The following is a 21,334-nucleotide window of genomic DNA, read 5'->3' as shown; positions in this document are numbered from 1 at the left end:
GAGGATTTTTTGTATTATTTGGAGGTTTCAAATTGGTATTGGGTTCCTGGAACTTTTCCATTTGAAAAGATTGCTTTTATATAGTCGTCATAAGTGATTGACTTGGATTTACCTGTTTTTACGAGCTCTTGATCACGCCATATATTTGGATCAGTAGCATTACTGTCACGCTTGGCAAGATAGAGGTACTCAATATAGGTTCTGTCATCGACAAAGGCACCAGCAACCTTTTCCTTACCATTGTCAGATCGAGTGTACATGCGAGTCGTTCCACCACCATCAAGTAAGAAAGCGAGGCGAATATTTGAGTAGCCTAAATTTTTTAAAAGCTTATAAATGTCTTCGTGATTTAAGCCTTTATTGAGGGAGGTGTGGCCGTAGGTTTGGATAATACGGATAATACCATCATAGGTCTCAACGTAAATAGAACGGGCATTTGGTTGGTCAGGATCACCTTTCTCCCAAGTTTTATCCAGCTTTTTATCCTTAATGATAATTCCGAAGGCACCTGTATCCCAACCGTTACTTCCCATGTGTGTGAACATTTTTGCCGTGTCTATATTAGGATAGGTTCCAGCAGTTATATTATTTTGATCATCGCCATAAAGAAGGCCAGTTTTACCTTGTTCAATTTCCTTTTGAGCGAAAGGACGATCCAGACCCTCATAAGACCAAAAACCTGAGTTAATCAGAGCAAGAGCTTCTCTACGATTAGCCTCGTACTTAATACTTTTTTCTGTAAGTTCAGGATTATTATCCTCGGTTCTTCCTTTTTGAAGGACATATTTTCCATCTTTTTTAAAAGACAAGATTTGCATATCTACATCCTTGATACTGCCTTTTTCAAGTAGGACTGACTGGTCGAGAAGCTCCTTATTTTTTATCTTAAAGGTCAATCCAACCTTATTTGATGGCATAGAAAGTTTCTTAATATCTCGGTTATTGAAATAGATGGTAAGGTAGACTAGTCCACCAATTATGGCACCAATCATTAGAATAGAAAATAGCATTCTTAAAATTTTTTTCAATTTCATACTATCATTATAAACAATCTAGGCTGACAAAACAATCTTAAGAGCATTAAATATCCAAGAATAGTATCAGTTTTTCCTATTATGGTACTGGTAAGCGTTTTCTAAAAGGGTTATAATAAGAGTAAGTTAGTCAAGGAGGTTGCTTTATGACTATTAAGGTGATTGCATCAGATATGGATGGAACATTCCTAGATGATAAAGGCAGCTATGATAAGGAGCGTTTTAATCATATTTTGGATGCTATGGATGCGCGTGATATGCACTTTGTCGTTGCATCAGGTAATAGTATGAGTCGCCTTAAACCGATGTTTGCGGAGACTTTTGACCGCCTGCATTTTGTAGCTGAAAACGGTGGTCAGGTGGTTAGCTATGGCAAGCTTCTGTGTCAGGAGTTCATGCCATCTAATGATGTTGAAAATTTGCTAAGATATTTTAATGATGATTTGTTAGATAAGCCAACTATATTCAATGGTGCTAGATCTGCTTATATGCTATCAGGAACGAAACTACATTTCGGTAAAGAGATGATAACAGAAGAAGAACAAGCCGCTATGGAAGCATCCATTCTCCGTTTGAATAGATTGGAGGATTTAGATGATGATTTCATCAAAATTACCATGTTGCTGAGTCCTGAAGAAGCTAATCGTGTTTCAGAAGCTTTTAATCGTGATTTTGATGGTAATCTTGTCGCTGTTCCAAGTGGTTTTGGTGCCATTGACTTCATTCAAAAAGGCATGCACAAGGCTTGGGGGTTAAAGCAGCTTCTTGATCATTGGGAGTTGTCTGAGGCAAATGTTATGGCTTTTGGTGATGGTGATAATGATATTGAGCTCCTACGTATGTCTAGTCATTCTTATGCGATGGAAAATGCCAGCCTTGCTCTTTTGCAAGTGGCAGACCAAATAGCACCGCACCATAAGGATCAAGGTGTTTTGACTATCTTAGAAGACTATTTAGGTTTATCGTAAAAAAGGTGGTAAAGTAATGAAGATATATTTAATGCGACATGGTGAGACATTATTTAATACACAAAAGCGTGTTCAGGGATGGTGCGACTCTCCCCTGACTGAAAATGGGATCGGACAAGCAGAACAAGCTAAGGAGTACTTTGCGAAGAAAGGTATTTCTTTTGATGCTGTCTATTCATCTACGCAAGAGAGAGCAACTGACACGGCAAAGATTGTGGCGCCTGAGTATACAATAACTCAGCTTAAAGGAATTAAAGAAATGAATTTTGGGTCTTTTGAGGCTCAACCTGAGCATCTCTTGCCAAAACATCGACCAGGTGCACGATCCTTTGAAGATCTTTTGGTTCCATATGGAGGGGAAGATATCCGTCAGGTTGGTCAGAGGGTTTTAAAGACTGTCATAGAGAAAGCAGAAGAACATACTAAAAAGGGGGATGAGAATCTTCTATTTGTTAGTCATGGAGCGGCTATATGGGGGTTGATTATTACTATGGACTTGCCATTTCCTGAAGGAGTAGGATTTGGTAATTGTAATATGTGTGTTTATGATTATAACAAAGAGCAATTGGAACTTCTTCAGGTGGTTGACCCGATTTCTGGTTTAGAGGTGACATTATGAAAGAATTTTATATCATGAGACATGGACAAACACGATTTAATGTTCAACATAGACTTCAGGGGGTCTGCGATGCTCCTTTGACGGAAGTCGGGATAGAACAGGCTAAAAAGGCTGGTCAGTATTTAGCCAAGCAAGAGCCAATTTTTAATCATGTCTTTACCTCAACCTCTGAGAGAGCTAGCGATACTCTAGAAATTGTGACAGGACGAACAGATTATGAAAGACTTAAAGGTCTTAAAGGACAGGATTTTGGAGCTTTTGAGGGGCAACCAGAATATCTTGCTCCTAAAACCTTACCTGATGGACAAGGTTATGGTGATTTCTTTGTTCAATTTGGTGGTGAAAGTACAACTCAGGTCCAAGATCGTATGGAGTTGACTGTTAGAGCTATCATGGAGAGCGTAGCCGATGGCTCTAAGTCCTTGCTTGTTAGTCATGGTCCATCTATTTTGCAGTTCTGTAGACGTGTTTTAGATCCTATCCCAGATATCCATGGTCTTAAAAATTGTTCTATCTTACATTTTACTTATGACCAAGGTCAATTTGAATTGGTTTCAATTTATAATCCCGTGGAAGAAGAGTATATTTACGGAGAGGAAGAATGACAAGATTCTATTTAATGCGACATGGACAAACACTTTTTAACACACTTAATCGAATTCAAGGGTGGTGTGACTCGCCCTTGACTGAAAAAGGTAGAGACCAAGCTCGTCAGGTGCGTGCTTATTTTGAAAAACATCATATGACTTTTGATCATTATTACTGTACGACAACTGAAAGGGCTTCTGATACCATTGAATTGGCCACAGGGCGTACTGATTATAAACGTGTTAAGGGACTTAAAGAGATGCACTTCGGTATTTTTGAGGGGCAACCGGAGTATCTTCATCCTAAAATTCAAATTCAGGGGCATTTCGGTGACCACTATGCTCAGTTTGGTGGGGAAAGTCAAGACCAGTTTGTAGAACGAGTGGTAAATGGTGCAAGGGAGATAGTAGATCAACATCCTGACCAATCTATTTTGGCTGTCAGTCATGCAGGAGCCTTGATGACTTTTCTTCATGCTGTTGAGCCCGAGCGTGCCTTTCAGTCTTGTCCAGGCAATTGTGCCATCTTAGTCTTTGATTACGATGGATCGAACTTTCACTTTGTTAAACTAATAGATCCTTTAACTGATCAAGAATTTATGGAGTTTTAGTGTCTTTCTATGAACAAAGATAGTAAGAAACTCTTTCTTAGTGTATAATGGAAGGGTATTTTAAATTTTGGAGTGCCTATGAAGTTTACAAAAAATCAGTTCATTTGGTTGGCTGTGCTGTTTTTCAGCTGTTTCTTGATATATACCTATTGGGAAACCGTTTTTTCTATTTGTAACACGATATTTGTTGCCAGTCAGCCCTTCTTAGTTGGAGCGGGAATTGCCTTTGTGGTCAATATCCTTATGTCTTTTTATGAAAAAATACTGGTCAAGTTTATACCATTTGGTTTTATCAATAAAATTAAACGTCCCATTTCCTTGATCTTGGCTTTTGCGACCATCGGCTTGGTCTTTACTTGGGTAGTATTCACGGTCCTTCCTGATTTGATTGATAGTATCAATACCTTGATTAGTCAAGATCGCTCAGCTATTAATAATTTGATTAATTGGTTGCTTAAGAACAAATCTTTGCAGAAGGTCATCCAAGACCTAGGTGGTGTGACACAGGTTAGAGAGCTAATCAATAGCTATAGTGCTCAGTTGCTTCAACAAATCATGAATGGTTTAACGAATTTCTTGACTTCCTTGACTAGCCTACCGTCAACTTTGATTAATCTCTTTATCAGTATAGTCTTTTCTTGCTATGTCTTGGCTGGGAAGGAGAAGCTTGGCAATCAGGTTAATCGCTTAGTAGATGTCTATTTGGGGCGTTATGGTAAAACTTTCCACTATGTGGTTGCTATTCTCAATAATCGTTTCCGCAATTTCTTTGTCTATCAGTCGATTGAAGCCTGCATTTTGGGGACCTTATGTTATATTGGGATGCTTATCTTTAATTTTCCTTACGCTGCGACCATTTCTATCCTGATTGGCTTTTCAGCAGTGATACCTGTTGTGGGTGCCTATATTGGTGTTACTATTGGTACCATTTTGATTATGACTCATTCCGTGACCTTGGCACTTTTGTTTGTTGTCTACGTGGTTATTCTACAACAGTTTGAAGGTAATCTCATCTATCCTTATGTGGTTGGTGGTTCTACCGGACTTCCAGGCATTTGGGTTATCTTTGCCATTACCATAGGATCTGCCTTAGGGGGGATCCTGGGTATGTTGGTTTCCGTTCCAGTAGCCGCAACCCTATATCAGATTGTTAAGGATAATGTTATTAAACGCGAAGAAGCCAAAGCAGTTGCATCTTTAGAAAATAGTGATTAATTAAAACAGACCTCGGTCTGTTTTTTCGTGTTATAGTATCAGATTTCAATAATATAGTATAAGTGTAATCGTTTTCTAAGTGTTATACTATGAGTATCTTGAACAATGCAAGGAGATAATAGATGACTTATACATTTCCGAAAGAATTTCTCTGGGGTGGTGCGACAGCTGCCAACCAGTTTGAAGGTGCTTATAACCTAGATGGCAAAGGCTTGTCTGTGCAGGATGTGACTCCAAAAGGTGGTGTCCCTTTTGAACCTGGTGCTTTGAATCCTTTGATTACTGAACAACCAACAGCTGATAATCTTAAGCTCGAAGGTATAGATTTCTACCACCGCTATAAAGAGGACATTGCACTATTTGCAGAGATGGGCTTCAAGGTCTTTCGCATGTCGATTGCCTGGTCTCGTATTTTCCCAAACGGTGATGATGCCGAGCCAAATGAAGCAGGACTAGCCTTCTACGATAAGGTTTTTAACGAATTGGCTAAGTATGGTATCGAACCTCTAGTTACCTTGTCTCACTATGAAACACCATTAAATTTAGCGCGTGAGTACAATGGATGGACTAATCGTAAATTAATTGGATTTTATGAGAATTATGTTCGTACAGTCTTCAAACGTTATAAAGATAAGGTCAAATACTGGTTGACCTTTAATGAAGTGAACTCTGTTCTACATTCACCGTTCATGTCAGGTGGTATTGCAACACCCATGGAAGAGCTATCTAAACAAGAACTCTATCAAGCAGTTCACCATGAGTTAGTCGCTTCAGCTTCAGCAACTAAGATTGGCCATGAAATCAACCCTGACTTTAAAATCGGTTGCATGGTTCTTGCCATGCCTGCGTATGGGATGACAGCTAATCCTTTGGACCAGTTGGCAGTTCATGAGTTTGAAAATCAAAACTATCTCTTCTCAGATATCCATGCACGTGGGAAGTATCCGAACTATATTAAACGCTATTTCAAAGAGAACGGTATTGAAATACAATTTGCCTCTGAAGATGATGAAATCTTAAAGAATACCGTTGATTTTATTTCATTCTCTTATTACATGTCTGTCGGAGCAGCACACAATCCAGAAGACTATAAGGTTGGTAAAGGCAACATCATAGGTGGTATCGAAAATCCATACCTTGAGAAATCAGAATGGGGCTGGGCTATTGATCCAATTGGACTTCGTTTGGTTTTAAATGATTTATATAATCGTTATCAATTGCCATTGTTTATTGTCGAAAATGGTCTAGGTGCCAAAGATGTTCTCGTTGATGGTCCTGATGGTCCGACAGTTGAGGATGATTATCGTATTGATTACCTTCAAAAACACTTGATTCAAGTTGGTGAAGCTCTTCAAGACGGAGTAGAACTTTGGGGCTACACGACTTGGGGGCCAATTGATTTGGTTTCAGCTTCAACTGCTGAACTCAGTAAACGTTATGGTTTCATCTACGTTGATCGAAATGATGATGGTAGCGGTAGCTTGGCTCGTTATAAGAAAAAGTCATTTGCTTGGTATAAGTCTGTTATCGAAAGTAATGGTGCTGCTCTTTACAAATAGAAAATAGTCAATAATCCCAGCTCATGCTCGGGATTATTTTTTTAGTATTACAATACAACCTCTAATGACTTGAGTTTTAGTTCTTTTAATAAATATGACGTATTACAATACTAAACCTTTTAAACGGGTTTGTTTGTTATAAATTACACATTTTTTGAAAAAGTGGTAGAATAAAAGTGTGAAAACGTTCTTATATTTTCTGAAGAAGTAGCCGGACTATTTCTTTGCTTTTCCTACTAAGATGGAGGTAATAATCATGAATGATTTGAAAAAAGTTCTTTTAGCTGGTATTGGCTTGACAGCTATGACAGTAGATAAGGCTGATAGTTTTGTCAAAGAATTGGTTGAAAAGGGCCGTTTGACTGTCGAAGAAGGTAAGGAACTAGAACAAGAGCTAAAACGTCAAAGTAAAGAAGAGGCTCAAGAATTTTTAGCTAAACTTAATGCCAAGAAAACTTCAGTTGAGTATGCGACTAAAGATGATGTGAAACGTCTTGAAGAAAAACTTGATGCTTTGCTCAGTCAAAATAAATAAAATGTAAGGAGACTAAAATGGCAAGTAAACGATTGAGACATGTGTTGAAGGTTTTCTCGTCAGTTGGTCTCCTTTCTTATCGTGAAAAACACCTTCCTCAAGATCAACAGACCACACCCGTCAAGCTCCGTCAAGCTTTCGAGCAATTGGGACCAAGTTTTGTTAAAATTGGACAAATTCTATCCACACGCTCGGATCTTTTGCCAGAGGTCTATATCAGAGAATTATCTAAACTCCAAAGTAGTGTTCCTCCATTGAACAAAGAGGAGGTCATGACTGCCATTAGGCAAGAACTGCCAAGTGATCTTTCTGAGTTTTTTGTCGAATTTTCCAAAGAACCTCTGGCTTCTGGGTCTGTCGCTCAGACCCATCGAGCAAGGTTGTTGTCTGGTCAGGAAGTGATTATAAAAATCCAGAGACCAGGTATTGATGATATCGTAAGGGAGGATATCCAGCTTCTTATTAAGCTTGCACGGCATATACCCAAGCATTTTATCCCCATGGTCGATGTTCAAGAGGTTTTGGAAAATCTGCGTGAAACCCTAATCAAGGAACTTGATTTTAGGAATGAAGCAGAGGCCATGAAACGTTTTAGGGCTAACAATAAGCAAGTGGCTTGTCTGGGTGTGCCAGAGGTTTATGATGAATTCACGACGCCTCATCTCATAGTCGAAGAGTATATCAATGGAATTCCGCTTAATCATTATAGCCAACTGGTTGAAGCTGGTTATGACCTGGAAGATGTGGGCAAGAAGCTTATGCTGTCGTTTATCAAACAGGTCTTCAAAGATGGCTATTTTCATGGTGATCCTCATCCTGGCAATATGTTGGTACGTGATGGCAAGATTTATTTCATTGATTTTGGTATTATGGGTGAGTTGGAAGTTGGGATGCGTGCGTCCTTAAATGACATCTTATATAGTTTTACTGCACAAGATGTTGACGGCATGACGAAGGCAATCCTATCAGTCACCCAGTTTGATAATGCTCTAAATCGTGCAGTTCTAAGTCAGGATGTGGAGCAGATGCTGGGCCGTTATTCTGGTGTAGACCTGGGAAGTCTGTCGATGACAGATTTGTTTGAAGATTTGCTGGCTATTTTCCAGAAGAATCATCTTAAAGCCTCTTCTCAAATCACTATTTTGGAGAAAGCTTCGCTTCAAATTGAAGGTATTTTTCGAGAATTAGCACCAAATATAGATCTTATGACCCTGGCCAAGGATTACTTCCTAGAGAATATGGGACCGGATATGCTTAAGCAGGCCCTGAATAAAGAGAGCATCTTGATTGAACTCTTTTACCTGCTTCGCAATGGGAAAAACATTCCACGCCGTCTTCATCAGCTTTTGGAGCAGATTTTAAACGGACGAATTGTGCTTAACCATGATTTAATCGACTTTTCAGGTAGGGTTAAAGTCTTTGAGAAAGTTTTAAATAATCTGGTTTTAGCCTTGTTGACATTGGCATTTCTTCTGTCTGGTGCTCTTTTATCCAATAAATCAGATTTTCAAAATCTTGCTTGGCTATTTCTTGGACTTGGAACTTTCCTAGCTTTAGTTACTGTAGGTCGTATAATATTTAAGAAAAAAGGATAAGGTATGATTGAAACAACTAGGCCTGAGCTTGTGGCCTATCAAAAAGAGCGTTTAGCTAAATTTGTAAGTGAAAATCAAAAGTTCGACAAGGGCCAAATTGTTTTTGCAGGGGACTCCATCACGGAGTTTTTTGCATTGAAAAAGTTCTTAGGTCGAGACTTTCCCTTGGTTAACCGCGGGATTGCAGGAACAGACTCGGTTTGGCTTTTGGAACACCTTAAAGAGCAAGTTTTAGATTTGGAACCCAGTAAATTGGTTATCTTGATTGGAATTAATGACATAGGACTTGACTACCCTATTCAAGATATTGTCAATCGTATTTCCGATATTATCATGACAGTTCGACAAGAATCCCTCTTTACCGAGGTCTATTTGCTGAGTGTCTTTCCAGTTAGTGAAGAATCACAGTATGCTTCTAAGGTTAAGATTCGAAATAATACGACTGTACGTGAGCTTAATCAACAACTAGCAGTCCTACCTGGTGTGACTTATGTTGATCTTTTTGATTATCTTACAGATGATCAAGGACAGTTGAATGCCAACTACACAACTGATGGTTTGCACTTAAGTCCACAAGCTTATCAGGTCATAGCAGAACCAATTATAAAGGAGATTTTAGAATGAAGGTAGGCTTAGTCCTCGAAGGCGGTGGTATGCGTGGCTTGTACACAGCTGGTGTTTTAGACGCCTTTTTAGAAGCTGGGATCAAGGTGGATGGCGTTGTTTCGGTATCTGCTGGAGCGCTTTTTGGTGTCAATTACCTTTCTAATCAACCCAAAAGATCTCTTCGCTATAATAAGCGATTCATGGGAGACCGGCGTTACATGAGTTTCTGGTCTTGGCTGACAACCGGTAACTTCGTTAATAAGGAATTCTCCTATTATAAGGTTCCTATGGAGTTAGATGTTTTTGATCAGGAAGCTTTTGCTGAGTCGGGTGTTCCCTTTTATGTGGTCACTACAGATATCGAGACGGGAAAACCAGACTATATTAAGATTGATCATGTTTTTGAGCAGATGGAAGCCCTTCGTGCAAGTTCTGCCCTACCGCTGGTTTCTGAAATAGTCGAGTACAAGGGCAAACGCTACATGGATGGTGGTCTGTCTGATAGTCTTCCTATTGATTTTATGGAAAATATGGGATTTGACAAACTTATTGTAGTTTTGACACGTCCTAAGGCTTATCGTAAACAACCTTCTAAAACTAGCAAACGCATCTACAAACTCTTTTACTGTAAGTATCCTAAATTTGTTGAGGTTGCTTCAAATCGACATATTCACTACAATAAGAGTATTGAGAAGATTGAGGCTTTGGAAAAATCTGGAAAAGTATATGCCATTCGTCCAGAGCATGCGCTTGAAGTTGGTCGATTGGAAAAGGACCCAGAAAAGTTCGAAGCCATTTATCAAGAAGGATTGGAACAAATGCGTAATGATATGACCAATCTCAAAATATTTCTTGGAGATAACTAAAAAACGTGCTCTTCTGGGCACGTTTTTCTTAGTTATTCATTTGTCGAGCTTGACGACGTTCCTTGAGTTTTTGCCGACGCTTCTTTTCATTGTTGAAAATCATATAGAAAACGTAAATTGGTAACATAAGGAAGCAGAGCAAGGCAAAATATTTCATAAATGTTTTATGATTACTTGTCTGTTTATTCTTTTGACCAAAAGAAAAGAGGAAGAAGCCAGCTTTAGTAGCTTTGACGGTGTTTGCTTTGATCTTAGGAGATACGGTTTTTAGTCCATTATCTACAAGGATGTAATCATCTTTAACACTAATTTTAGGCTCTTGTCCTTTTTTTACTGTGGCATAGACATCTTTTTGTACATCGTATTTTTTACCATCAATCTTTTGTTTTCCTCTACTTAGAATCTTCTGATAGGAATAGTCCTTAAACATCTTCTCAATGAGAGAGTTACCAAAGGCATGACGGATTTTTTCACTACGTTCATCTTCCCAATTTCCAACACCCAAGATGATTGAAATAATCCGTTGATTACCACGCTTACATGTGGAAATATAGTTATAGTCTCCTCGTGGACTTGAACCAGTTTTTAAGCCATCTACTCCCTTGAGACCGTAATCAGCACCAGGCAGAGAGTAGTTGTAATTTTCAAAGGTTTCCTCATATGGAGTACCTTTTTTGACGGTTACTGTTTGTTGACTAGTGTATTTTAAGATATTTGGGTGATTTTTGATAAGGTTATAGGCCATAATGGACAAATCACGAGCAGTCGTTTGGTTGGAATGGTCATTGTCATAACGTTTAGGAGTGTAGTATCCCTTATATGATGACGCACCAGCTCCAGAGGCATTGTACCATTTGGTATTTGTCATTCCGAGCTCTTTGGACTTTTCGTTCATCCGATCGATCCATTTGTCAGGATTATTATCACTGAGGTAGTTGGCAAGCATAACTGTCGCAGCATTTGAAGAAGGGACAGCTGTCATAGTGATAAGTTCTGAAACCGTGTATTTAACACCTGCAACTATCTTATTATTTGAAATTTCATAGATATTAGCGATAGCTTCATCAGTTGGCTTGGCTGTAATAACAGTATCTTCCTTAATTTCACCTCTTGATAAAGCATCAAAAACCAAATAAAGGGACATGGCCTTACTCATAGAAGCAGGGTCACGGATTTCATCAATGTTATCCTGCCAAAGGATATCACCGGTGTTTGCATCAATCAAAAGTGATGACTTAGGTCTGTATGTCTCAGTGGCTTCCTTGTAACCTGCTTTTTGTGCAATATCTACCAGTTGGTCAGCGGATGACAGACTGGGAGATATTGCCAGACTAGCTACTAGAAGGAGGCCTAACAATTTCTTTTTCACAAATAGTCTCCTTAGTAATAACGTATTGTTTGATATATTAATATATCCTATTGTTTATAAAACGTCATACCGTACCATTATAGCATAGATTTCAGCACTTTTAGTTGAATTCAAAGCTGTAGTTTTCTATTTAAAATCAGAGAAAAACGTGCCACAGACACGCTTTCTTTTATTTATTTTGTTCTCGAGCCAGACGACGTTCTTTAACATTCTGACGACGTCCTTTTTCATTTAGATAAATCAGGTAGAGTAGTCCAACTGGAACAAGACATAGCAGCCAGAAATAAACCGGTAATTCTCCATTCTTAGTCGATTTAGTTGTTTTCTTATCTTTTTGACTACTTCCAAAGTCGAACAATCCCTTAACTTTAGTAGCTTTGACAGAGGTCGCCTTGATATTAGGTGAAACTGTTTTAAGACCGTTATCAATGACGATTTGGTCATCTTTTACAGAGATTTTTGGTTCTTGGCCTTTTTTTACTGTGGCATAGACATCTTTTTCGACATTATATTTTTTACCGTCGATCTCTTGTTCACCTTTGCTAAGAACTTTCTTGTAAGAGAAGTCTTTATACATTTTCTCAACCAGAGCATTACCAAAGGTATGGCGGATTTCTTCACCAGTTTGGTCTGACCAGTCACCTGACCCCATGATAACAGCAATCATTCGCTGATTGCCACGCTTGATGGTATTGATATAGTTGAAAGCACCTTCTGGACTAGACCCTGTCTTCAAGCCATCAACCCCCTCAATTCCGTATTTAGCACCAGGAATTGAGTAGTTGTAGGTTTCAAAAGTTTCTTCGTAAGGTGTTCCCTCTTTAACAGTTACAACTGGTTTGCTAGTGTACTTAAGAATATCAGGATAATTTTTGATAAAGTTATATGTCATGATGGCCAAATCACGCGCAGTCGTTTGATTGCTCTGATTATTATCATAACGTTGAGGACTGTAGTAGCCTTTGAAGGCTACAGCAGCTGCACCTGAGGCATTATACCATGTGGTATTGGTCATACCTAGTTCTTTGGACTTCTCATTCATCATGTCTATCCATTTATCAGGATCATTATTGGTCAAGTAATTGGCTAGCATCACAGTTGTAACGTTAGAGGATGGCACCGCCGTCATGGTAATGAGCTCAGAAACCGTGTAGTCAACACCAGCAACAATCTTGTTGTTGGAGATTTCATAAATATCGGAAATAGCTTGGTCCGTAGGAGTAGCTGTGATAACAGTATCTTCTGAAATTTCTCCTTTGGACATGGCTTCGAAGACCAAATACAGCGTCATAACCTTAGACATAGAGGCTGGATCACGGATTTCATCAGCGTTCTCCTCCCAGAGGACATCTCCGGTGTTTCCATCAATTAAGAGAGTAGATTTAGGACGATAGGCCTCTGTCGCTTCTGTATAACCAGCAGCGCGTGTAATATCCATTAATTCATCTGCACTAGACAAACTAGGGGTTAGGGCTAGACAAGCTGCTAAAAGGATGGCAACAATTTTCTTTTTCACAATGTGTCTCCTTTGTTTTATATGGGTTCTGTCATAAGCAGAATCCATTTATATACTTTAATAGAAATTGCGTATCAATCAAATTTTAAGAGACAAATTTGATGGTGATAAACACCCCCATTATATCATATAAAATACGGTGTATTAGCAATATTTTCGATTTTAATGCATTTTTTAGAATCTATAGTGTTTTAAAAATCACATACTTTTGATAACAAAAAAAACGAGCTGATTTGCTCGTTAATCTCCATCTTTTATAGCTGTGACTTGGTGATAAATCAAAAACCAGTCTTCATTTCGGCGCCAGATGCTTGTATGAAAAAAACCTCCAAGTTCGTAACTAATTAATTTCGTTTTTTGACTGATGGATGTCATCTTAAACTTGTCAAAGTTATTGAGAAGCGGTTGATGATTGGCAATGACATCCTCCCGGTTCTGATGATGACCATTTTCATCAATCAAGTAGAAATCAGTTGCTAAGAGGTTTTCGTAGTCTGGAATCTTTGATAAGATAATCTTTTCATTTCGAGTGAGTTTGCGAAGGACATTACCATAAATTTCGTCTTCAGGAATTGCGGCAGGCTCTACATGGACTTCAGTATCATAGACAGAAAAACGCTTACTAAGGACTTCTTCAATTTGTTCAGTAATGGCGTGGCTCTCGTAGACGGAGAGGTCAGGGTTCATTTCAACCACAATATCAAGGTAGACATTACTACCATAAGAACGTCCGCGTTGCTTTTTGACACTAGTAACCTTAGGAATTTCAAGAATTGCTTTTTTATAGGCTTTGAGATTTTTTTCGTCAAAACCGTCAGACAAACTAAAGGTCGCTTCCATGAAGATATCATAGGCCGTCTTTAAAATAAAGAAGATGATGATTATGGCAGTGATGTAGTCAATAATGGTGAGGTTAAAGGATGCTGCAATGATGGCAATTGAAGTTCCAATAGAGGTCACGGCATCTGATAGGTTGTCCTTAGCAGCGGCGACAAGGGCACTGGATTTTAGTTTTTTTGCTAACCCTTTGTTATAGAAATAGACTGCGCACATGACAATAGCAGAGAGGACTCCGACGATAGCCCCAAGAGGATCGACGACAGTTTCTTCTCTTAAAAAAATCTTTCGGACTGTTTGAATTAGGACTTGGAAGCCCACTACGAACATGATAAAGGAAGTAACTAGGCTTGACAGGTCTTCAATCTTCCAATGTCCAAACCTATGATCTGCATCAGCTGGTTGACTAGCCAGCTGCAATCCAATGAGTAGGGCCACATTCCCCAAAATATCAGATAAATTGTTAAAACCATCGGCAATCAATGAGCTGGAGTTTAAAAAGTGCCCAGCAATAAGTTTTGCAATGGTTAGAAGTAAGTAGGCTGCAATGCTAACGATGGGACCTCGTCTGGCTGCCCTTAAATTATCATACGTAGTCATAGATTTACCCTTTTGTTTAAATATAAGTAATAATTATAGCACAAAAGATTTGCTAGTTAAAGCTTGTAATACCTTGATTGTTAATAGGAATTATCTTTTTAAAAGTAAGATATTGAAGAAACAGATATCATATGGTATTTTTCAGTATTTTCCGAATATTATCTACAAATTATGGTATAATTTAGGGTGTATAACAGTCTAAAAGAGGTTTTTATGGAACATTCGACGTGGCACAGGCTTCTAAAAGAGGAACTGCCTAACCATTATTTTTCAAAGATAAATCAGTTTATGGACAAGGTTTATGAAGAGGGAACAATTTATCCCCCACGTGACAAGGTATTTAATGCTTTGTTAGAGACTCCTTTTGAAGAAGTTCGGGTGGTAATTCTTGGTCAAGACCCTTATCATGGTCCTAATCAGGCTCAGGGGCTTTCGTTTTCAGTACCTGAGACGATTCCAGCTCCACCTTCTTTGGTTAATATTCTCAAAGAATTGGGGGAGGATCTTGGGCCTAGAACTCATCATGATTTAACACCCTGGGCTAAGCAGGGGGTGCTATTACTTAATGCCTGTCTGACAGTTCCAGCAGGTCAGGCAAATGGACATGCCGGTCAGATTTGGGAACCTTTCACAGATGCTGTTATCAAGGTTCTCAATCAAAAGGATACTCCTGTTGTCTTTATACTTTGGGGCGGCTATGCTCGTAAGAAGAAAGCGCTAGTGACCAATCCTAAGCATGCCATTATTGAGAGTGCCCATCCTAGCCCTTTGTCGGCCTATCGCGGCTTTTTTGGCAGCAAGCCTTTTTCAAAAGCCAATGCCTACCTTGTATCTCAAGGCCAATCCCCAATTGATTGGTTGAAGTAAAATAGAAAGTTGGAAGATTATGTTACTGATTAAAAATGGTCGTGTTGTCGACCCTAAATCTGGTTTGGACACCCAAGCTGATGTTCTTGTGGACGGTAAAAAAGTCGTTAAAATCGCTGAAAATATCGACGCTGGAGATGCCCAAGTTATCGATGCGACTGGTCTTGTGGTTGCTCCTGGTTTGGTGGATATCCATGTTCATTTCCGTGAGCCAGGTCAAACCCATAAGGAAGACATTCATACGGGTGCCTTGGCAGCGGCTGCAGGTGGTTTTACAACAGTTGTCATGATGGCTAATACGAATCCAACGATTTCAGACAAGGAAACTTTGGAAGAGGTCTTGACTTCAGCAGCTAAGGAAAATATTCATGTTAAGTCTGTTGCGACAATTACAAAGAACTTTGATGGTGAAAATATCACTGATTTCAAGGGATTGCTTGAAGCTGGTGCTGTCGGATTCTCAGATGATGGTATTCCTTTGACCAATGCTGGAATTGTCAAGAAGGCCATGGAGTTAGCCAAAGAAAATAATACCTTTATCAGTCTTCACGAGGAGGACCCTGATCTTAATGGTATTCTCGGTTTCAATGAAAATATTGCTAAAAAAGAATTTCATATTTGTGGGGCAACTGGCGTAGCTGAGTACAGTATGATTGCGCGTGATGTCATGATTGCTTATGATACACAGGCACATGTTCATATTCAACACTTGTCAAAAGCTGAATCTGTAAAAGTCGTTGAGTTTGCTCAAAAACTTGGAGCACAAGTCACTGCTGAAGTAGCACCGCAGCACTTCTCAAAAACTGAAGACCTCTTACTCTCAAAAGGCGCTAATGCCAAGATGAACCCACCTCTTCGTTTGGAATCAGACCGCCAAGCTGTTATCGAAGGTTTGAAATCTGGAGTAATCTCAGTCATTGCTACGGACCATGCGCCCCACCACGCAGATGAAAAGAATGTGGCTGATGTGACTAAAGCACCATCAGGCATGACTGGGCTGGAAACCTCTCTATCTCTTGGTTTGACATATTTAGTTGAAGAAGGACATTTAAGTTTGACTGAACTATTAAAAGTAATGACAAGCAACCCATCTAATCTTTATGGTTTCGATGCCGGTTATTTGGCTGAAAATGGACCAGCAGACCTTGTTATCTTTGCAGATAAGGAAAAACGTCAGGTTACAGCAGACTTTAAGTCTAAAGCAGCCAATTCACCATTTGTAGGCGAAGAGCTTACAGGAAGTGTTAAATACACTATCTGTGATGGTGAGATTGTATACAAAGCATAGCCATAAGAGAAGATAGCTAAAACACTTATATTTTTATCTCGATATTTAAAGAATTGACTGATATGTAAGGAGTGACTGATGAAAAAAGGACTGCTTTGGTTAGGACTAGTCTTAGCTATGATACTAACGATTGGAGCTTGTGACATCGCTAAAGCCAGTGATAGCGATAATGAGGTGTCGTATAGCATTCCAAGTTATAAGGGACACTTGGCTATTCACGAGGATGGCGGAGCGACCTTTACCCAAGAAGTGACTTATGATTTTTCAAGTTCTTATAATGGTCAGTACGTGACATTAGGCAGTGTAAATCCACTTCCAAAAGGTTTTAATATTGAAGAAAATCCAACTGTCACAGTCTCTGATAAAGTTGAAAAAATACCCACAGAAAATGGTTTGGAAACTGTCTTTACGAAAAGACAGATACGTGTGGAATCAGAAAAACTCAAAGACGGTATCAAACTAAAGGTCTATAATCCTGGGGCTTATGATAAAGTGGTTCTTAAGGTGACTTGGCAAATCAAACACATGTTAGACCTCTATTCTGATGTGGCTGTTTTAAACTGGTTCCCTATCTCAGATTGGGATAACTCCATTGAACATATTGATTTTACGGTTACTGGTTTAGACGCTGCTAAGGGTGATCTGTATGCCCATACAGGCTTTTTCAATAAAAAGCCAACAGTCACTCGTACCGCAGATGGATTTAAGGTACATATCGATGATTTAGCCTCAAAAGGAAAGTTAGAACTCCATGCTTATTGGCCAATGACTAAGACCTTAAAAGAATCTAATGCCTCCTATATCAAAAATGAGACGCATAAGGCTACTTTTCTTAAAAAAGAAGCTCATATCGTCAGATTGGGTGTCTTCTTTCGTTTCCTAAGCTTCCAGTTAATTCCAAGCTTAATCATCATAGTAACGCTTATGGGAATTGTCTTTTTTATCTGGCTTCTCATCAGTACAAGGCTTCCAGACTTTCCAAAAAATGCAAGACTTTATGAGGCACCAAACAATCTAGCACCTTTAGTTGTTGCTAAATCCATCTATAACCAGTCCTTTGATAAGACTAGCTTGAAAGAAGAAAAAGGTCCTCTTTCTTTCGGACATATGATTCAAGCTACGATTTTAGACTTGCTAGATAGAGGCCATATCGCCTACAAGTCACCAGAATCGGATGCGACGTTGACCGTTATTCAAAAAGAGGGTCTTTCAACATTCGAAGAGACTTTTATTGATATGATGTTTGATGGTCGCAGTGAGATCACAAAAAGCGATATGTTTTCACGTTATTATATTGATAAAGAAGAACTAAGCACAAAATTTAAAAAAGCTAAAAGCTCTGTTGAAAGAGAAAAGATTAAGGATATCGGGGTAAAAGTCAAAGCTCAGTTTTCATCTGACGTTTATAAGCTTTCAAAAGAAGTTGACCGTGAGGTGCGAAAGCTGGGGCTTGTAAAGATCTATAGAGAATTCACACCTCTTGAAAAACGACTATCTTTGTATAGTCATTTAAGCTTTGCATTTGCATTCGTAGTTTCATTTGTTAGTGGTTTATTCTTTGCTATTGCCTTTGAGGCCTCTGTTAGTGTATTTTACTTTTTTGCTATCATACCAATCTTCCTGTTATGGCTAATAGTAACACGCATTGTTAAAAAACGTCGAAAGAGGTGTTTTGATAAGGCGACCATAGATACTTACTATCAGTGGTATAGTTTTAGAAATATGATAAAGAGTATTCCAAGCTTCAAACAAACCGAAATTGACGCTATCGTCTTATGGAACCGTATTTTGGTTTATGCGACCCTATATGGATACGCTAAAAAAGTTACCGAGACCTTGAAAAAATATCATATTCACTTATCAAACCCTTCTATGGAATCGGCTCTTGATTCCACAACGTCCTTTAACACCTATGCTGCAAGTCAAATGCTTCAAGGCTATGTCAGCAACTCTGATACCGTAAGTAATTTCTCTATCAATTCAAACAGTGGTAGTGGAGGTTTAGGTGGCGGTGGCTTCTCTGGAGGCGGAGGAGGCGGAGGCGGTGGTGCCTTCTAAGCCCCACCTATCCATCGTAGAATATTAGCAGAAAACGACACCCAATTTACGAACTTGGGTGTCGTTTTTAGCCTGAGGATTATCCGATTTACCTCCTCTCATTTCAAGATATTTTAGTAAGAAGAGATATGAGGTTACAAAAAAGAGCTGTTGGCTCTTTTTCTTATCATCTTAATAACCAGGCTCGAAGACTTCAATAATTTGTGTCAGGTAACCTGAATGTAAGCCGATTCGGTAGTCGACATTTGGCAGAGTCTTAACTAATTCATTTAGTTCTTTATCTCTATTCACTTTGTCAGTTAAAACTGGTAATTCAACGACAAGGAGTTGCGAATGATCTAGCTGTAGATAACTGCTACTAACCTTGATATCAGGGCGAAGAAGCTTACTGATTGCTTTATCGGAAGCTTGGAGAAGTTGATACAAATCTAAATCTGATAAGGGCATCTCACTAAACTGAGGACTGATGTTTATAGCAATATCAATATGAGCAGCTCGCATTTCTAAAATGCGGTTAGAGAGGAAACTAGCTAAAATTGGATTATTGAGCTGATCCAACATTTCCTGAGTTTCTGGATTACCAATGATAGAGTCACTAGTTTTATAAATTTCAAGTAGTTTAGTTGCCTTAGCAGTATCTTTATCTTCTAAAGCGAGCGAGACTCCTTTGAGGTTTTTCTTGAAAAGGTCAAAATATTTTTGTTTCTGTGTAATGATTTGAATAAAGGATTTATTGTAGTTGGTCATGGTGCCTAGCAATTTATGACGTTCTCTGTCTAGTCTTTGAACAGATTGTTGGTGGACAGCACTGTTCCAATTGTAGAAATCCCATAGTAGAAGGGCTAGGTAAAGTACCAAGACAACTGAACTATTAGAACTTATTCTGAAGACAATTTCAAACAAGTTTTTAGGATCATTTTCTACTGGAAGGACACTGTTGAGACCATGAATAACTGTGAAAAAGACATAATAGACAGCAAGGAAAGTTGTGCTACGCAACCAGTTACGTCTAGCCCAAAACTCATCAATCTTACTCATCTGATCTAAATCAAGTGCGAAAATTTTAAGTGTAAGGAAAATAATAAGTGGGGCTAGAATGTAAGTCAAAATATGTAAATTGGTATCAAGACTAACATCACCTTTAATATGTAGGACGTGGGGGATAATGACAATAGAAAGAAGTCTAGTTGCTACGTCAAATAGTATAGTTGGATAAAAAGCGTAAAGCAATCGATGATAGAAAGAACGCTCTTTGACGAGGGCTAAATCAGCAACTAGGAAGAAAAGGGGGTCCACAACGATTTTAACGAGGTTAAAATAAGACGCTGCAGCCACATAGGAAAGGAATAGTAGCAAAAGGTGCCCTGGTAGTGGCTTAACTTTAGACATGGTCTGATAAAGGTACCAGATAGTAATAAAACCAATGGCTTGTAGGAGAGGATTGATAATATTAGTAATCATTGTAACCTCCTTTAGTCATGTCAATTTCAATTTGAAGGCGATAGATTCCAGCACGTGTATTTGAAACAATATTGACATTTGGGTATCTTGCAAGAATACTGGTTACCCGTTTCAATTCAGGATCAGAAAAATCAGAACTAATAGCTGAATCTTCTTTTATACTTGAACTTTCAACGACAAAGTGTTGGCTATCCTCGTCTTTAAAGTAGGCATAACTGAGGTATTTTTGTTGGCTATCTTTTGCTTGATCGATGACATGATCCAAGATAGTTGATAAGACATATACCCAGTCTAAAGGATAGACAGGATAGACGGTAATTGGTTCTGGCACCTCCATACTTACCCAGACATCCAATTCTTTTGCTTTTAAAAATTTAGCTTCAAAAAGAGTTTGCAAATCGGCTAATTTAATGTTTTCCAGTTTATCTCTGTAAAAATGGTCAATCTTCTTATCTAATGGATTGGGTGTAAGCAAGTAGTCAATAAGCTCTTTTGCTTCTTCATATTGTTGGAAACGAATGATGTCGTAGAGATTCTCAGCCTCATCCTTAATGAAAAGCTCTTGACTAGTTTTCTTTTGATACCAGATGTTGATGTTTTGACTCGATTTTTGTAGGAGTTTGATATGCTCCTTTTGTGCTGCTTGCGTTTGGGCCAACAGATCTTTTCGATAGAGGGAAACCTGTTTGGATAAGATCAGGGCCGTAACGATAAGACAGGCAATGGTAAATTGAATATTAGTTGAAACTAGTTCAGAAAGAAAGTAAATAGTAGCAAGGCTATAGAGGGCTACAGAAGTGGATTTATACCAGGGTCTAGCTTTATCGATTTGCTTCATACGAGAATAATCCACTTGAAGCAGTGCGTTTTGAGCAAACCAAAGTAAAAAAGCGAGCAAGAGGATAAAGGGACCAGCAAAATAGTAATCCAATACTTCTGGGAAAAAAATGGGGATAATCAGAAAAATCACCAGTCTTACCATTAAAGCAAAGGTAAAGGGAATAAAGAATGCCTCTAAAATGGTATGCCTAAGATTCTTGTAAGATTTAGCTGATACTAGAAATACAAGGGCAATGAAGCCAGATTTTGGGAATGGAATTCCCAAGAAACTTAAAGCTAGAATGGCTAACCCCGTTATGATGA

Annotated in this window: 19 protein-coding genes; 13 read left to right on the top strand and 6 right to left on the bottom strand. The window is 38.7% G+C overall.

Annotated elements, in window-relative coordinates; translation table 11 throughout:
* Positions 1-14: 14 nt before the first annotated feature.
* The gene (locus tag RWZ99_RS00430; RefSeq protein WP_399555916.1) at positions 15-1,034 is read right to left on the bottom strand and encodes a phosphodiester glycosidase family protein; all 1,020 of its coding nucleotides are present in this window, start codon (positions 1,032-1,034) and stop codon (positions 15-17) included.
* A 146-nt stretch (positions 1,035-1,180) separates the two neighbouring features.
* Here RWZ99_RS00430 and RWZ99_RS00425 point away from each other — a divergent pair, with 146 nt between their 5' ends.
* From RWZ99_RS00425 to RWZ99_RS00380, 10 genes are all read left to right on the top strand, one after another.
* The gene (locus RWZ99_RS00425; RefSeq protein ID WP_314675690.1) at positions 1,181-2,002 is read left to right on the top strand and encodes a Cof-type HAD-IIB family hydrolase; all 822 of its coding nucleotides are present in this window, start codon (positions 1,181-1,183) and stop codon (positions 2,000-2,002) included.
* Positions 2,003-2,018: 16 nt separating this feature from the next.
* Positions 2,019-2,621: a histidine phosphatase family protein gene (locus RWZ99_RS00420; RefSeq protein WP_314675689.1), complete on the top strand. Its 603-nt coding sequence runs from the start codon at positions 2,019-2,021 to the stop codon at positions 2,619-2,621.
* A complete protein-coding gene (locus RWZ99_RS00415; RefSeq protein WP_314675688.1) occupies positions 2,618-3,226 on the top strand; it encodes a histidine phosphatase family protein in 609 nt (202 codons plus the stop codon). The genes RWZ99_RS00420 and RWZ99_RS00415 overlap by 4 nt, the downstream gene beginning before the upstream one ends.
* Positions 3,223-3,819 (top strand): histidine phosphatase family protein, encoded by a 597-nt coding sequence (locus tag RWZ99_RS00410; protein ID WP_314675687.1) that lies wholly within the window; start codon positions 3,223-3,225, stop codon positions 3,817-3,819. Before RWZ99_RS00415 ends, RWZ99_RS00410 begins: the two co-directional genes overlap by 4 nt.
* A 78-nt stretch (positions 3,820-3,897) precedes the next feature.
* Positions 3,898-5,034: an AI-2E family transporter gene (locus RWZ99_RS00405; protein ID WP_314675686.1), complete on the top strand. Its 1,137-nt coding sequence runs from the start codon at positions 3,898-3,900 to the stop codon at positions 5,032-5,034.
* Positions 5,035-5,156: 122 nt separating this feature from the next.
* On the top strand, positions 5,157-6,593 hold the full coding sequence (locus RWZ99_RS00400; protein WP_314675685.1) for a glycoside hydrolase family 1 protein: 1,437 nt from the start codon (positions 5,157-5,159) through the stop codon (positions 6,591-6,593).
* Positions 6,594-6,849: 256 nt separating this feature from the next.
* Positions 6,850-7,128 (top strand): hypothetical protein, encoded by a 279-nt coding sequence (locus RWZ99_RS00395; RefSeq protein ID WP_314675684.1) that lies wholly within the window; start codon positions 6,850-6,852, stop codon positions 7,126-7,128.
* A 17-nt stretch (positions 7,129-7,145) separates the two neighbouring features.
* A complete protein-coding gene (locus tag RWZ99_RS00390; RefSeq protein ID WP_314675683.1) occupies positions 7,146-8,723 on the top strand; it encodes an AarF/UbiB family protein in 1,578 nt (525 codons plus the stop codon).
* 3 nt (positions 8,724-8,726) lie between these two features.
* Positions 8,727-9,347 carry an SGNH/GDSL hydrolase family protein gene (locus tag RWZ99_RS00385; RefSeq protein ID WP_314675682.1) on the top strand — a complete coding sequence of 207 codons (621 nt, stop codon included), beginning with the start codon at positions 8,727-8,729 and terminating at the stop codon, positions 9,345-9,347.
* Positions 9,344-10,195, top strand: coding sequence for a patatin family protein (locus tag RWZ99_RS00380; RefSeq protein WP_314675680.1), 852 nt, complete (start codon positions 9,344-9,346; stop codon positions 10,193-10,195). The genes RWZ99_RS00385 and RWZ99_RS00380 overlap by 4 nt, the downstream gene beginning before the upstream one ends.
* A gap of 28 nt (positions 10,196-10,223) precedes the next feature.
* Here the strand turns inward: RWZ99_RS00380 and RWZ99_RS00375 are convergent, their stop codons facing one another.
* From RWZ99_RS00375 to RWZ99_RS00365, 3 genes are all read right to left on the bottom strand, one after another.
* On the bottom strand, positions 10,224-11,564 hold the full coding sequence (locus RWZ99_RS00375) for a DUF1958 domain-containing protein (protein ID WP_314675679.1): 1,341 nt from the start codon (positions 11,562-11,564) through the stop codon (positions 10,224-10,226).
* A 169-nt stretch (positions 11,565-11,733) separates the two neighbouring features.
* Positions 11,734-13,080: a DUF1958 domain-containing protein gene (locus RWZ99_RS00370; RefSeq protein WP_314675678.1), complete on the bottom strand. Its 1,347-nt coding sequence runs from the start codon at positions 13,078-13,080 to the stop codon at positions 11,734-11,736.
* A 240-nt stretch (positions 13,081-13,320) separates the two neighbouring features.
* Complete coding sequence (locus RWZ99_RS00365; protein ID WP_314675677.1) at positions 13,321-14,517, bottom strand: cation diffusion facilitator family transporter; 1,197 nt, start codon at positions 14,515-14,517, stop codon at positions 13,321-13,323.
* Between the two features lie 213 nt (positions 14,518-14,730).
* On the opposite strand from RWZ99_RS00365, the gene RWZ99_RS00360 reads away from it, so the two are divergent.
* From RWZ99_RS00360 to RWZ99_RS00350, 3 genes are all read left to right on the top strand, one after another.
* Positions 14,731-15,384 (top strand): uracil-DNA glycosylase, encoded by a 654-nt coding sequence (locus tag RWZ99_RS00360; protein ID WP_314675675.1) that lies wholly within the window; start codon positions 14,731-14,733, stop codon positions 15,382-15,384.
* 19 nt (positions 15,385-15,403) lie between these two features.
* Complete coding sequence (locus RWZ99_RS00355) at positions 15,404-16,672, top strand: dihydroorotase (protein ID WP_314675674.1); 1,269 nt, start codon at positions 15,404-15,406, stop codon at positions 16,670-16,672.
* Positions 16,673-16,750: 78 nt separating this feature from the next.
* Entirely contained in the window at positions 16,751-18,730 is a 1,980-nt protein-coding gene (locus RWZ99_RS00350) for a DUF2207 domain-containing protein (RefSeq protein WP_314675672.1), read from the top strand.
* A 171-nt stretch (positions 18,731-18,901) separates the two neighbouring features.
* Here RWZ99_RS00350 and RWZ99_RS00345 read toward each other — a convergent pair whose 3' ends face one another.
* Positions 18,902-20,191: a hypothetical protein gene (locus tag RWZ99_RS00345; protein ID WP_314675669.1), complete on the bottom strand. Its 1,290-nt coding sequence runs from the start codon at positions 20,189-20,191 to the stop codon at positions 18,902-18,904.
* A complete protein-coding gene (locus RWZ99_RS00340; RefSeq protein WP_314675667.1) occupies positions 20,181-21,296 on the bottom strand; it encodes a hypothetical protein in 1,116 nt (371 codons plus the stop codon). The genes RWZ99_RS00345 and RWZ99_RS00340 overlap by 11 nt, the downstream gene beginning before the upstream one ends.
* Positions 21,297-21,334 lie beyond the last annotated feature (38 nt).

This window comes from uncultured Streptococcus sp. (genome assembly GCF_963545685.1).
GTDB lineage: Bacteria > Bacillota > Bacilli > Lactobacillales > Streptococcaceae > Streptococcus.
The sequence above is the reverse complement of the archived record's forward strand: the minus strand, read 5'-3'. Positions and strand labels throughout refer to the sequence as shown.

What these genes read in the sequence shown, in the direction of transcription:
- RWZ99_RS00410 (WP_314675687.1), top strand. Translation starts at nt 3,223, where the DNA reads ATGACAAGATTCTATTTAATGCGACATGGACAAACACTTTTTAACACA.
- RWZ99_RS00415 (WP_314675688.1), top strand. Translation starts at nt 2,618, where the DNA reads ATGAAAGAATTTTATATCATGAGACATGGACAAACACGATTTAATGTT.
- RWZ99_RS00385 (WP_314675682.1), top strand. Translation starts at nt 8,727, where the DNA reads ATGATTGAAACAACTAGGCCTGAGCTTGTGGCCTATCAAAAAGAGCGT.
- RWZ99_RS00400 (WP_314675685.1), top strand. Translation starts at nt 5,157, where the DNA reads ATGACTTATACATTTCCGAAAGAATTTCTCTGGGGTGGTGCGACAGCT.
- RWZ99_RS00405 (WP_314675686.1), top strand. Translation starts at nt 3,898, where the DNA reads ATGAAGTTTACAAAAAATCAGTTCATTTGGTTGGCTGTGCTGTTTTTC.
- RWZ99_RS00365 (WP_314675677.1), bottom strand. Translation starts at nt 14,517, where the DNA reads ATGACTACGTATGATAATTTAAGGGCAGCCAGACGAGGTCCCATCGTT.
- RWZ99_RS00355 (WP_314675674.1), top strand. Translation starts at nt 15,404, where the DNA reads ATGTTACTGATTAAAAATGGTCGTGTTGTCGACCCTAAATCTGGTTTG.
- RWZ99_RS00350 (WP_314675672.1), top strand. Translation starts at nt 16,751, where the DNA reads ATGAAAAAAGGACTGCTTTGGTTAGGACTAGTCTTAGCTATGATACTA.
- RWZ99_RS00360 (WP_314675675.1), top strand. Translation starts at nt 14,731, where the DNA reads ATGGAACATTCGACGTGGCACAGGCTTCTAAAAGAGGAACTGCCTAAC.
- RWZ99_RS00420 (WP_314675689.1), top strand. Translation starts at nt 2,019, where the DNA reads ATGAAGATATATTTAATGCGACATGGTGAGACATTATTTAATACACAA.
- RWZ99_RS00390 (WP_314675683.1), top strand. Translation starts at nt 7,146, where the DNA reads ATGGCAAGTAAACGATTGAGACATGTGTTGAAGGTTTTCTCGTCAGTT.
- RWZ99_RS00395 (WP_314675684.1), top strand. Translation starts at nt 6,850, where the DNA reads ATGAATGATTTGAAAAAAGTTCTTTTAGCTGGTATTGGCTTGACAGCT.
- RWZ99_RS00380 (WP_314675680.1), top strand. Translation starts at nt 9,344, where the DNA reads ATGAAGGTAGGCTTAGTCCTCGAAGGCGGTGGTATGCGTGGCTTGTAC.
- RWZ99_RS00430 (WP_399555916.1), bottom strand. Translation starts at nt 1,034, where the DNA reads ATGAAATTGAAAAAAATTTTAAGAATGCTATTTTCTATTCTAATGATT.
- RWZ99_RS00345 (WP_314675669.1), bottom strand. Translation starts at nt 20,191, where the DNA reads ATGATTACTAATATTATCAATCCTCTCCTACAAGCCATTGGTTTTATT.
- RWZ99_RS00425 (WP_314675690.1), top strand. Translation starts at nt 1,181, where the DNA reads ATGACTATTAAGGTGATTGCATCAGATATGGATGGAACATTCCTAGAT.